General features: G+C 61.6%; 17 protein-coding genes. 16 read left to right on the forward strand and 1 reads right to left on the reverse strand.

What is annotated here, in order from left to right; genetic code table 11:
• Positions 1–2 precede the first annotated feature (2 nt).
• The 6 genes from NKH80_RS19235 (at position 3) to NKH80_RS19260 (ending at position 2,028) form a co-directional block, all read left to right on the forward strand.
• The gene (locus tag NKH80_RS19235; protein ID WP_352505411.1) at positions 3–344 is read left to right on the forward strand and encodes a response regulator; all 342 of its coding nucleotides are present in this window, start codon (positions 3–5) and stop codon (positions 342–344) included.
• 151 nt (positions 345–495) lie between these two features.
• The gene (locus NKH80_RS19240) at positions 496–714 is read left to right on the forward strand and encodes a hypothetical protein (RefSeq protein WP_254818791.1); all 219 of its coding nucleotides are present in this window, start codon (positions 496–498) and stop codon (positions 712–714) included.
• Between the two features lie 27 nt (positions 715–741).
• On the forward strand, positions 742–1,179 hold the full coding sequence (locus NKH80_RS19245) for a GFA family protein (protein WP_352505410.1): 438 nt from the start codon (positions 742–744) through the stop codon (positions 1,177–1,179).
• 104 nt (positions 1,180–1,283) lie between these two features.
• Positions 1,284–1,484: a hypothetical protein gene (locus NKH80_RS19250; protein WP_352701892.1), complete on the forward strand. Its 201-nt coding sequence runs from the start codon at positions 1,284–1,286 to the stop codon at positions 1,482–1,484.
• A 136-nt stretch (positions 1,485–1,620) separates the two neighbouring features.
• Positions 1,621–1,806, forward strand: coding sequence for a hypothetical protein (locus NKH80_RS19255; RefSeq protein WP_352701890.1), 186 nt, complete (start codon positions 1,621–1,623; stop codon positions 1,804–1,806).
• Between the two features lie 3 nt (positions 1,807–1,809).
• On the forward strand, positions 1,810–2,028 hold the full coding sequence (locus NKH80_RS19260; RefSeq protein WP_352701888.1) for a hypothetical protein: 219 nt from the start codon (positions 1,810–1,812) through the stop codon (positions 2,026–2,028).
• A gap of 41 nt (positions 2,029–2,069) precedes the next feature.
• Here the strand turns inward: NKH80_RS19260 and NKH80_RS19265 are convergent, their stop codons facing one another.
• On the reverse strand, positions 2,070–2,336 hold the full coding sequence (locus tag NKH80_RS19265) for a hypothetical protein (RefSeq protein ID WP_352701886.1): 267 nt from the start codon (positions 2,334–2,336) through the stop codon (positions 2,070–2,072).
• Between the two features lie 443 nt (positions 2,337–2,779).
• Between NKH80_RS19265 and NKH80_RS19270 the strand changes: the two genes are divergently transcribed.
• The 10 genes from NKH80_RS19270 to NKH80_RS19315 form a co-directional block, all read left to right on the forward strand.
• A complete protein-coding gene (locus NKH80_RS19270) occupies positions 2,780–3,496 on the forward strand; it encodes a GntR family transcriptional regulator (protein WP_352645264.1) in 717 nt (238 codons plus the stop codon).
• Positions 3,496–4,590, forward strand: coding sequence for an LLM class flavin-dependent oxidoreductase (locus tag NKH80_RS19275; RefSeq protein WP_352992978.1), 1,095 nt, complete (start codon positions 3,496–3,498; stop codon positions 4,588–4,590). The genes NKH80_RS19270 and NKH80_RS19275 overlap by 1 nt, the downstream gene beginning before the upstream one ends.
• Positions 4,590–5,135, forward strand: coding sequence for a flavin reductase family protein (locus tag NKH80_RS19280; RefSeq protein ID WP_352992961.1), 546 nt, complete (start codon positions 4,590–4,592; stop codon positions 5,133–5,135). The genes NKH80_RS19275 and NKH80_RS19280 overlap by 1 nt, the downstream gene beginning before the upstream one ends.
• Positions 5,136–5,224: 89 nt before the next feature.
• Positions 5,225–6,202, forward strand: a complete 978-nt coding sequence (dctP, locus tag NKH80_RS19285) for a TRAP transporter substrate-binding protein DctP (protein ID WP_352879606.1) — start codon at positions 5,225–5,227, stop codon at positions 6,200–6,202.
• A gap of 77 nt (positions 6,203–6,279) precedes the next feature.
• Entirely contained in the window at positions 6,280–6,792 is a 513-nt protein-coding gene (locus NKH80_RS19290; RefSeq protein WP_352645270.1) for a TRAP transporter small permease, read from the forward strand.
• A 3-nt stretch (positions 6,793–6,795) separates the two neighbouring features.
• A complete protein-coding gene (locus NKH80_RS19295; RefSeq protein WP_352992964.1) occupies positions 6,796–8,106 on the forward strand; it encodes a TRAP transporter large permease in 1,311 nt (436 codons plus the stop codon).
• A 26-nt stretch (positions 8,107–8,132) separates the two neighbouring features.
• Positions 8,133–8,846 carry a hypothetical protein gene (locus NKH80_RS19300; protein WP_352992966.1) on the forward strand — a complete coding sequence of 238 codons (714 nt, stop codon included), beginning with the start codon at positions 8,133–8,135 and terminating at the stop codon, positions 8,844–8,846.
• 41 nt (positions 8,847–8,887) lie between these two features.
• Positions 8,888–9,646, forward strand: a complete 759-nt coding sequence (locus NKH80_RS19305; RefSeq protein ID WP_352992968.1) for an HpcH/HpaI aldolase family protein — start codon at positions 8,888–8,890, stop codon at positions 9,644–9,646.
• A gap of 12 nt (positions 9,647–9,658) precedes the next feature.
• The gene (locus NKH80_RS19310) at positions 9,659–10,615 is read left to right on the forward strand and encodes a C-terminal binding protein (protein WP_352992970.1); all 957 of its coding nucleotides are present in this window, start codon (positions 9,659–9,661) and stop codon (positions 10,613–10,615) included.
• Between the two features lie 267 nt (positions 10,616–10,882).
• Positions 10,883–11,216 (forward strand): helix-turn-helix domain-containing protein (locus NKH80_RS19315; RefSeq protein ID WP_352992972.1); only part of this gene is annotated, 334 nt, incomplete at its 3' end.

Below are 11,216 nucleotides of genomic sequence, written 5' to 3' on the forward strand. Positions count from 1 at the left end.
GTGTGCTGATCGTCGAGGATGAATGGCTGATCGCCGACGACGCGGCGGCTTACCTGCGCAAAGCCGGCCATCAGGTGGTTGGACCGGTTTCGTCGGTAACGGCAGCACTTCGGCTCGTTGGCGAAGGCGGCATCGACGCGGCGTTGTTGGATATCCAGTTGAACGACGAAACCAGCTATCCGATCGCGGAAGCGTTGCAAACGCGCGGTGTTCCGTTCGCCTTCCTCTCCGGGTACGGCGAACGCGAAATTCCAGCCGGGTTCCGCGCTTGCAGGATCGTGCAGAAGCCGGCGAGCCAAAGTGCGATTTTGAATGCCGTAGATGAACTCGCGCGCGCCGGCTGAATTCCTGTCGTTCCAGCGGGCCCGCCTTTTCAATCCAGCGGCTTGTCGGTGGGGCAGCGAGGTGCCAGCCTGCCGCCGCCGATTCCGGTCGAGGCCTTCCGGAACCATTTCCGCCATCGTTTGTTCGGCTCGAAGAAAGGAGCCGCGCGAAATGGAGCGACGTAACGCGTTAATTGCGATGGTGATTTCGGCCATCATCATCGTCGGCTTTCTCATAGGCTTTTTGTACGGCGATATGGGCTGGCAAACCTCGCCGCTCAAAAGAGCCCCTGAACAGAACCAGGGTGGCAATGCTCCGGCCGATACCTCGCCTGCCGCCGGCATCAAGAAGAACCCCAAGGAAAATACCGAAATGCCAGGCCAGCAATGAAGGCCGGTCCAGCAATGAAGTTAACCAATGCCACGAACTGAAACGGGCTCCTGTTTTTGCGGCGCCATAACGGCGGAGATGCGCGGCGAGCCTTTCTGGATTTGCTCCGATCACGATGACGACTGTCGCAAGGCGATAGGAAGCCCTCTGACGGTGTGGGTCGGTTATCGGCCTTCCGAATTCACGTTGCTCACCGGCACGCCGAGGACCTTTTCGAAAACCTCCGGCGTGCTCCGGTCCTTCTGCGCGGATTGCGGGACATCGATCGGCTATGTCGACCAAGGGTTGCCCGACGAACTCTATCTGGCAATCGGCTTTCTCGATCATCCCGAACGGTTTCCGCCACAGGCCCATGCATACTGGGACATGAGGTTGCCCTGGGTCGACTTTCCAGACGAGCTGCCGCGGGTGGGGACGTATTCGAGGCGGCGAGATCCGACCTTCGGAAATCCGGCGGAACGCTAGCCTGGGGTCCTTGCAAGTTGGAAGACGTGCCATCGGGGCTGCGTACGAAAACGACAGTTGGCGCGGGGCCGAAAACGCGCAATTATCGGCCGATGAGCCGCCGTTTGGATGACAAGCTCGATTGCAAGGCGTGCGGGACGATCCTGATGGATATTCCCGACGACCCGAAGGATTCGACGCCGATCTATTGCAGCAATTGCGGCGCCTATCTCGGCGAATGGGGCGAACTGCAGGAGGATTTCTATAAACAGGCTTTCGGTGCCCAGGCCTTCGATCTGAACCACGGAACCATCATCAAGAAATAACCCCGGATTGTGCAGGCGTCCCCTGGGCTCAAGCCGTGGTCCGGGACCCGGCTCGTAGCGACAAGCGCCGTTCGTATCGGACCCTCGGGAACCTTTCTCCCGACCCGCTTGTTTGGGTGGCGGAAGGAGAAACGCCATGAGCACAAAACCTCCCCCTGTTCCACCGGAGAATCTGAGCCCAAAAGGAGCCGGTGACAAAAAAACGGTAGCCGCCGACCAAGCACCGCACGGCCAATCGACCGTGCCGGATCCCGACAAGCAGGGCCAGCAAGGCAATACGAAGGTCAACACCACCCACCAAGGCAACGTCCAGGATCGCTAGGTCATGTCCACGTCGAAGAAGACTCCTGCCAGCATCCGCCAGGGTGGTCCTGGCGCGGCGCACGAAAACGCCAAGAAGCCGCTGAGCGTCGAAAAGCCGCCCGCCGATCCCGACCGGCGCAGCCACAGCAAGGTCTCCGGTGGCGGCGGCGAACGCGACAGCCACCATACCCACGACCCCGAAAAGAAGGGCGACACCCGGCCTGCGCATCAGGGCAAGTGAAATCTGGTGGCGACGCGAAGATCGGTGGCTCGAGCGAAATTTCAGCGGGGACGGCGCGCCGAGGCGAACGGCACGACATTGTCGACATTTGCCGTCGGCAAATCAAACAGCATCGGAAGCCCCCGCGTCGCGGCCATCTCCACGATCAGCTCTTCGATGGAGTGATTGGTCAGACGTGTCTCGACGCCCAGCCGGATCATCGCCGCCAGCTTGTGCACCGGCACCGGCACGGACTTCGCCCGGTCGTCGAGCAGCTTGCTGATTTCGATGACGACGTCTGCGTCGATATCCCTAGGCAAGTCTCGCATAAGCGCCTCCCCGCCAAACGAAACGAAAAGCCCGCCGCACCTTTCGATACGGCGGGCGATCCAGTAATGCGCACCGGCGAGGGGATCGGATGGGCGTGCCGGCGCGCGCAGATCGCAAGTATTTTTAGTTAAATCCGCCAGCCTCGATGTGTCACGCGAAAACGTCTGTACGTTTTTACCGAACCGCGCGGATCGCTGGCTCTCCTCGCGTCGCGCGGCGCAACCCACGGATGGCGTGACCCTCTGCCCTCCGGACAACGAACCTAAACAGTATACATTATAAACTTAAAACATCTTGCCAGGCGATCCAGCCTGTGCTCCACTTCGCATTGGAACGTGGTCTGCAGGTCGAATTCTATCGATATGTAGCTGCAATTCCAACGGATCACTGCGAGAACACCAGCCTCAAACGATATACGAAATCTTCGCATGGGAAGGCGTGGATGACGGAAACGATAGAGCTCAAACGGGTTGGCGATGGCAATCTGCGTGCCCAGGTCTATCAACAAATCCGTCTGACCATACAGCATGGCGAATTGGCGCCTGGCCAGAAGCTCGTAGATGTCGACATTGCCGCTCAGCTCGGTATTTCCAGAATGCCTGTCCGCGACGCCTTGATGCAGTTGGTGCATGAGGGCTATCTCGTCGGCACCACACGCGGCTTCACCCTGCCCACGCTTACCGCAACGGATGTCGCCGACATCTTCGAGGTCCGCCGCTTGCTCGAGCCCCGGGCCGCCGCACACGCTGCGCGGACACTCGACGCCGCTGGCCTCAAGACGCTTGCGGCCGCGCTTCGGGAGGCGGAGGCTGCGGCCGCCGCCGGCGATGCCGACCGCTTCTTCCAGGCCAATTCGGCATTCAGGAATTGTTGGCTCGGCGCTGTCGAGAACCAGCGCCTTTCACAAACCATTGCAAGGTTCGCCGACCATGTCCTCGTCGTCCGTCTAAGGACGCTGTCGCACCAGCCGACGCAGGCCGTCGTCGTGGCCGGCATGCGCGCAATCTATGAGGCATTCGTCAAGCGCGACGCCGTCGCCGCTTACGACCGCATGACCCACTTCATTCAGAACGCCGAGGAGCGTTTCATGAAGCTGAGCCCACCGTCTCAAAATTCCACCGGTGAAGGTGAGAGCATGTCGCAGCCGGGGAAACCATGATTAGGAAGCAGCACCCGCTGAAAGGGCCGAACAGGTTCAAGCTCGGCGTCTTTTCCATGAACGCCGATGGCGGCCTGGCAATGACCACCGTTCCCGAGCGCTGGCGTGCCCGCTGGGAAGACAACCTCAATTCCGCCTGCATCGCCGACCGCGCCGGCCTCGAGTTTCTGCTGCCGATCGCCCGCTGGCGCGGCTTCGGCGGTTTGACGCATGTGCGGGAATGGTCGTTCGAGACGTTCACCTGGGCGGCGGGTCTTGCTGTCGCCACGGAAAACATCGGCCTGTTCATGACGGTGCATGTGCCGCTGGTTCATCCGCTGCAGGCTGCCAAAGCGCTTGCGACGGTCGACCACATCTCCAACGGGCGTGCCGGCTTGAACATCGTCTGCGGCTGGAACCCGGACGAGTTCGCCATGTTCGGGCAGACGGTCGGCGAGCGGACCTACGATCAGGCCGAGGAATGGATCAACATCATCGTGCGTGCCTATCAATCGAGGGAGCCGTTCGACTTCAGCGGCGAGTTCTATGATCTGAAGAGTGTCGTTAGCCGGCCGCCAAGCTTGCAAGTGCCACGACCGGTGACCATGAACGCCGCCTTCGGCGCGCCGGGGCGCAACTACGCGGCGCGCCACTGTGACTATCTGTTTTCGACTTTTTCCGAAATTGCCGACGGCCGTGCGCATGTGGTCGACATTACCAACCGCGCGGCCGAAGTCGGGCGCGAAGTCGGCGTCTATACGGTCTGTCACGTCGTCTGCCGGGAGACCCAGCAGGAAGCCGAGGACTACTACCGGCACTACGCGCAGGAATGCGCGGACGAGGGTGCCGTCGACGAGCATATGCGCAAGAAGAAGGAATTCGCGAACTCGCATGACGCGAAGGCCTTCACCGAATATCGGCAGAGGTTCGCCGGCGGTGCCGGGACCTTCCCGCTCATCGGCACGCCGGAAAAGATCGTCGACGACCTCACCGAGATCCTGGAACAGGGTTATTCCGGCGCCGCCCTCACATTCGTCAACTACACCTACGAACTGCCCTTCTTCTGCGACCGCGTGCTGCCGCTGATGCGCCAGGCCGGGCTTCGAGTAAATTGATGCCGGCCGCCGCCATTCCGACGCTATGGGTGGATGGGCACAACGCCATCGATCCGCGCGCGTTCAAGCAGGCTATGCGGGCCGTGGCGGGCTCCGTCGCCATCCTCGCGTCGGAGCATGACGAGATCGGCTTTTGCGGCATCACGGCGACCGCTCTCTGCTCGTTCAGTGCCGAGCCGCCTTCGCTGCTTGCCTGTGTCAAGCGCGGCAGCACCTTTGCCTCGGCCATTCGCGAAGGTTTGCCTTTTTCGGTCAATCTTCCCGCCGGCGACCAGGAGAACGTTGTGCGTGCGTTTGGCGGCATGACCAAAGCCAAGGGCGCCGCGCGGTTCTCGTCCGGATCATGGGTGCGCGGCGAAACCGGCGCGCCCTTGCTTGTCGGCGCGCGGGCAATGTTCGAGTGCGTGGTGGCCGAAATCATCGTGCGGGCGTCGCACATGATTGTCATCGGCATCGTCTCGGGCGTTGCGCTGGATCGCGCTCACCGATCGCCGGTCTTCTACGCGCATGGGCGGTTCCTGACAGTAGGAGATGATGTCAACTAACCGCCGTTCGTGTGGCGGCGAAGCGTGCAATTTCAGATCGGCCCGATGATGGGCTCCGGCGAAGTGAATCTATCAGAGGGAATACGGCAATGCGCATTTGGAAATCCCTTGTTCTGGCTGCACTCATGTCGGGTGTGGCGGGTATCGCCATGGCCGACGAGGTCGTCCTCAACGCCGTGCATTTTACGCCGACGCAGAACGGCTACGCCCAGAGCTTCCTGAAGTTCGTTCAAAAGGTGAACGAAAAGGGCAAGGGCGTGGTCCAGATCAACGTGCGTGGCGGGCCGGAGGTCATTCCACCGATCCAGCAGGGCGCGGCGCTCAGGAGCGGCCTGATCGATGTGATCGACACACCGGCAGGGCAGTTCCTCGAACTCGTGCCCGAAGGCGAGGTTTTCTCCGCATCGACGAAGACGCCCTGGGAGGTTCGCGACAATGGCGGCTGGGACTTCATCAGCGCAATTTTCGAGAAGAAGGCCAATGCCCATCTGCTGGCGCATGTCGACGCGGGCTCGGGCTTCAACGTCTTCACCGTCGACGAACCCAAGCTCAACGATGAAGGCAGCATCGACTGGGGCAGTTTGAAGATCCGTTCGTCGCCGCTCTATCGCGATTTCCTCGAATCTCTGGGCGCGACAGTGATCGTGCAAGCGCCGGGGGATGTCTATACCTCGCTCGAGCGCGGCGTCGTCAATGCCAACGCCTATACCGTATTTGGCTATGCATCCTTCGGCTGGGACAAATTCACCAAATACCGTGTCGATCCGCAATTCTTCAAAACCGACGTGCTGATCTCGATCAACAAGGCCAGATGGGACACGCTGTCGCCCGAGGCGCAGAAGCTGCTTGCCGACACGGCCGTCGAATACGAGCGCGCGAGCTATGACGCCAACCTTGCCGAATCCGAAAAACAGGCACAGGCGATGATCGACGGCGGGCAGAAGGTTGTCAGCTTGACCGGCGCTGGCCGCGACAAATTCCTGGCGGCTGCCACGCAGGCGAGCTGGGCGAGAATGGCCAAACGCGATCCCACCAACATCGATCAGTTGAAGAAATTCTTTCAGTAGCCCGAGCCGAGGGTGCCTTGTGCGCCCTCCGTCAAAGCTGGGCCAAGGGCAAAAGATGGACATGAGGGTCGTCGGGCATGGACAGATTGTTTGCAGCGATTGGGAAGCTGAGCCTTGCGTTGGCGGCGGTGGCAAAAGTGGTGCTTGGCCTCATCATTGTCGCGGTGGTTGCTGATGTATGCGTCCGCAATCTGGGCCTGAGGCCGCTTGCCTGGGCAGTATCCGCGACGGAATACGGCTTGCTTTACGCGGCATTTCTGCCGATGCCCTGGCTGGTCCACAGCAAGGGCCATGTCTTCGTCGAGTTCCTGCGCAAGGCGCTGCCGGTGCGGGCACGGGCGGTGCTTGAAAAGCTGGTCTATCTCGCCTGCATTGCCGTCAGCCTCTACCTCGGCAGCGTCGCTCTGTCGTCCCTGACCAGTGCCGTGGCGGGCGGCGAATATGAAACGCGCAGCTTCGACATGCCGAAATGGCTGGTCTTTCTGCCCATCATGCTCGCCTTCTACCTCTCGGCGCTGGAATGGCTCAGATATCTTCTCGGCCGTGACACGCTGTACACGCTCGATCCTCTGGAAATGGAAGGGCTCTGACCGGTGGCCTGGCTGTTTCCATTCGCCGTGCTCGTTGGCACCATCATGGTGTTGATGGGGCTGGGGCTGCCGGTCGCCTTCGCGTTCTTCGTCACCAATGTGATCGGGCTGTACCTGTTCTTCGGCGGTTCGATCGGCGTGACGCAGATGGTCGCCAACTTCTCCGACGCTGTCTCGACCTACGCGCTTGCCCCGCTGCCGATGTTTCTTGTCATGGGCAGCCTGTTCTTCCGCTCCGGCCTCGGCGAGAAGGTCATCTACGCGCTCGACCTGTGCATCGGCAATCTGCGCGGACGCCTCGCCTATGTCGTGCTCGCCGCCGGCACGATCTTTTCCGCGCTGTCGGGCTCGAGCCTCGCCAATACCGGCATGATGGGCTCGCTGATGGTGCCCGAGATGCTGAAGCGGGGCTACAAGCCGCATATGGCCTACGGCCCGGTGCTTGGCGCCGGAAGCCTTGCCGTCATCATCCCGCCATCCTCGCTGGCCGTCTTGCTCGGCTCGCTTGCCCAGATCGATGTCGGCGCGCTGCTCATAGCGGGGGCTCTGCCCGGGCTGCTGCTCGTTGTCATGTACGCAGCGCTGATCTTCGCCCAGACGAAGATCGACCCGGACGCCGCTCCGCACTATCCGGTGCCCGCCGTTCCCGCGGCCGAGAAGGTGAGGGCGGTCGCCGTCAACATCATTCCGATGAGCGTCATCGTGTTCATGGTGGTCGGCACGATCATTCTTGGGATAGCGACGCCGACGGAATCGGCGGGACTGGGCTGTGCCGCCGTTTTCGCCTTGTTGTTTGTCTACCGACGGTTCAGCTGGTCGGTTGTCTGGAAGTCGCTGGACGATGCGATGAAGGTCACCGGCATGACCTTCCTGATCATCTCGGCTTCGACGACGTTCTCGCAGATATTCGCATTCTCCGGCGCCTCCAACGGCTTTATCCAGTTCATCGTCGGCTACGATCTTGGACCGTATCCCATGCTGCTCATGATGGTGCTCGTCATCCTGCTGCTCGGCATGTTCATGGATCAGGTCTCGATGATGCTGATCACGCTGCCGATCTTCCTGCCGATCGCCCAGCAATTCGGCTACGAGCCCGTATGGTTCGGGCTGATCCTGCTGCTCGCCTACGAGGTCGGCTTCACCACGCCGCCGTTTGGCCTGCTGCTGTTCATCATGATCGGTGTCGCGCCTAAAGGGACGTCGCTCAAAACGGTTGCCATGTCAGCGGCGCCTTACATCGCGCTGACGCTTCTGCTGATCCTGCTGATTGTCCTCTTTCCGCAGATCGCTCTCTTTCTTCCGAATTTGATCTAGCCGAACTCGATCCAGAGGGTCTCCACATGCGCTTTGCCTATCTTGCCTTCTTCCATGACGACCGCGAGGCAAATTTGGCCACCGCCGGTGAAGACGTTGACGCTGTGCGGCGTGTGATTGCGTCGACCCCGGGTCTTGCGCTTGCCAACATCTATCTGCCCGAAGTGGCGACGGACATGTTCAACAACGATGGTCCACCGCCGGTCTTTGGCTTCCAGCTCTATTTCGACGAATTGGCGGACATGGAGGCGGCGCTGGCGCCGTCCGGCCATCTGCAGGCACTTGCCGCACCTGGTATGCTGTCGAGCATCGCCGGTTCGAGGCCGACGCAACAGGCAATGTGCGTGCGTCCGTTTCCCGTCGATGACGCTGGCGTCAAGACGTCCGGGCTGCCCTGCAGCTATCTTGTTCACTATCCCGGGCCGGCCGAAGACATGAGTGTCTGGCTCCACCACTATGTGACGCATCATCCGCAATTGATGCGGGGCTTCCCAGGCATTCGCCACGTCGAGGTTCTGTCGCGACTGGATTGGTGCGGTTCGCTGCCCTGGCCGCGGATCGACCATATGCAGCGCAATCGCGTCATGTTCGACAGTCCCGCTGCATTGACGCACGCGCTGCAATCGCCGGCGCGGCTGGAGATGCGCGCCGACTACAAGACTTTTCCGCCGTTTTCAGGCGGCAGCCGGCATTTTCCGATGTCGACGGAAGCCGTGCATCCTTCGTCAAGGGCCACATAGGCAAACAGGTTTTGCCGACGCCGAAAATTTCTGGAGATTTCATGTACGACTTTCGCAAGAAATGTATCTCTCTCGATCGCCTCATCGGCACCTTCTGCGCCATCCCGCACCCTGTGGCGGTCGAAGTGGCGGCCGCGAGCGGGGTCGATTTCCTGTGCATCGACTGGGAGCATTCGCAGATCGGCCGCGAACGGCTCGAAGATCTGATCCGCGCCGCCGATGTCCACAAGGTTCCCGCGATGGTGCGCGTTCCCGGCCACGCGCCGGAGTGGATCGCGGCCGCGCTCGACGCCGGCGCGTCGGGCGTCCTGGTGCCGCGTGTCTCCACGGCCGAGCAAGCCCGCATGGCGGTCATGGCCTGCCGTTACCCGCCGGTCGGCGCACGCGGTGTCGGCCCAGGCCGCGCCGCCGGTTATGGCTACAGCATTCCGGACTACCTCAAATCGGCCAACGAGGTCCTGGCGGTCGCCATCCAGGTCGAGACGGCCGAAGGCCTCGCCAACATCGACGACATCGTCCAGGTCGACGGCGTCGACGTGGTCTTCATTGGCCCCGGCGACCTGTCGGTCTCGATCGACGCCATGGGGCCGGCCGGCCAGGACAAGCTCAATGCCGCGATTATGAGGATCGCGGCCGCGGCGCGCACGGCCCGCAAGGCCGTCGGCATCTTTCGCCCTTCGGCGGATGATGTCGGCAAATGGTCGCGGCACGGCATCAGCTTCCACGTGCTGGCCAGCGACACGATGTTTCTCGGCGCCGGCCTTTCCGCCGGTGTCGCGTCGGCCCGCAGCGCCTCATAGCAAGAGTTTCGCATGAAGATCATCAAGACCGACGGCGTGCTGTCAGTCGAGGAAGAGCAGTTGCGCTACCTCGACGGCTTGAGCGCCGAGTTTGTCGAAAAGACGCTGCTCACGGAAGATGCCCTGATCGAACACTGCCGCGACGCCGACGCATTGATGGTATTGCGAGAGCCGATCACGGCTCGCGTTTTGGCGGAACTGAAGAGGCTCAAGGTCATCGGACGGTTCGGCGTAGGGCTCGACTCGATCGACGTCGAGGCCGCCAGCCGTGCCGGTGTTCAGGTAACCTACGTGCCGGACGCCAATCTGGTGGAAGTCAGCACCCACGCCATGGCCCTGATCCTGGCCTTGACGCGCAGGCTGAAGCAGTTCGACAGTGCGGTGCGCGCCGGCCGCTGGGCTGCAATGACCGATGGCGCCGGCATCATACGGCCCGACAGGCAGATCATCGGCCTGATCGGCTTCGGCCAGATCGGGCGCCTGACTGCCGAGCGGGCGCGTGTCTTCGGCTACCACATCATCGCCTACGACCCGTACATGCCGGCCGAGCGCATCACGGCCGGTGGTGCTGAACCGGTCGGCTTCGACGAGTTGCTTGCCAGCGCCGACATCGTCTCGCTGCACGTTCCCGCGACACCGGAGACCAGAAACATCATGTCGGCGCAAGCCCTGTCGCGGATGAAGGAAGGGGCGATACTCATCAACGTGTCCCGCGGCGGCCTCGTCGACGAGGTTGCCTTGGCGGATCTGATCCGGCGTCGTCATCTGGCTGGCGCCGGCATCGACACTTTCGAGCGGGAGCCGCCTTCGCCCGACAATCCGCTGCTGGCGCTGGACACCGTCCTGGTCAGTCCACACGCGGCGCACTACTCGACCCAGTCTTACGCGGAGGTTCGCAACAAGGTGTTTGCCGATGTCGCATCGGTCCTGCGCGGCGGCAAGCCGGTATATCCGGTCAACCGGATATGACCATTCCCGATGTCGGCACCATCCGCTGCCTGTCGACAGTTACAGCTTAACAGTCCGGGGCAGGCGCCCCTTGAGCGCGACCTCGGCAAGCGGATAAAGACGGGAACGGGTGAAGAGCGAATTCGCATTTTTTGCCGACAGCGCCACATTTTGTTCTTGCTTTGTGCCGGCAGCTATGCTACTAGAGCGTCGGACATTCAGGTTGAATCGCGAAGGATTCCGCTAACGTCGGGTTTGTGATTCACTTCCTTAAGGAGGTGATTTGCCATGCCCAAGCCCTATTCGCTCGATTTGCGTGAACGCGTTGTGCGGTTTGTCGAGGCTGGCCATTCGCGGCGTGCGGCGGCGGCACATTTTGGGGTGTCGGTTTCGTTCGTCGTGATCCTGATGAGGAACTATCGAAAGACCGAGAGCCTGGTGCCCAAGCCGAGCGGAGGCCGCCGCCATTCCAAGCTCGACCCGCATCGTGCGTTCCTGATTGGTTGTGTGGCCGAGAAGGACGACATCACCATGCCAGAGCTTGCCGCCGAGCTGGTTACTGCTACAGGCGTCCAAGTGGCTCCCGCCTCGATCTCACGTTGGCTCATCAGGAACGGCTACC

Source organism: Mesorhizobium sp. M0904 (assembly GCF_040319475.1).
Classification (GTDB): Bacteria; Pseudomonadota; Alphaproteobacteria; order Rhizobiales; family Rhizobiaceae; genus Mesorhizobium.

Coding starts and splice junctions, on each gene's coding strand:
- NKH80_RS19240 (WP_254818791.1), top strand. CDS start 496: ATGGAGCGACGTAACGCGTTAATTGCGATGGTGATTTCGGCCATCATC.
- NKH80_RS19245 (WP_352505410.1), top strand. CDS start 742: ATGCCACGAACTGAAACGGGCTCCTGTTTTTGCGGCGCCATAACGGCG.
- NKH80_RS19255 (WP_352701890.1), top strand. CDS start 1,621: ATGAGCACAAAACCTCCCCCTGTTCCACCGGAGAATCTGAGCCCAAAA.
- NKH80_RS19260 (WP_352701888.1), top strand. CDS start 1,810: ATGTCCACGTCGAAGAAGACTCCTGCCAGCATCCGCCAGGGTGGTCCT.
- NKH80_RS19265 (WP_352701886.1), bottom strand. CDS start 2,336: ATGCGAGACTTGCCTAGGGATATCGACGCAGACGTCGTCATCGAAATC.
- NKH80_RS19270 (WP_352645264.1), top strand. CDS start 2,780: ATGACGGAAACGATAGAGCTCAAACGGGTTGGCGATGGCAATCTGCGT.
- NKH80_RS19280 (WP_352992961.1), top strand. CDS start 4,590: ATGCCGGCCGCCGCCATTCCGACGCTATGGGTGGATGGGCACAACGCC.
- dctP (WP_352879606.1), top strand. CDS start 5,225: ATGCGCATTTGGAAATCCCTTGTTCTGGCTGCACTCATGTCGGGTGTG.
- NKH80_RS19290 (WP_352645270.1), top strand. CDS start 6,280: ATGGACAGATTGTTTGCAGCGATTGGGAAGCTGAGCCTTGCGTTGGCG.
- NKH80_RS19300 (WP_352992966.1), top strand. CDS start 8,133: ATGCGCTTTGCCTATCTTGCCTTCTTCCATGACGACCGCGAGGCAAAT.
- NKH80_RS19305 (WP_352992968.1), top strand. CDS start 8,888: ATGTACGACTTTCGCAAGAAATGTATCTCTCTCGATCGCCTCATCGGC.
- NKH80_RS19310 (WP_352992970.1), top strand. CDS start 9,659: ATGAAGATCATCAAGACCGACGGCGTGCTGTCAGTCGAGGAAGAGCAG.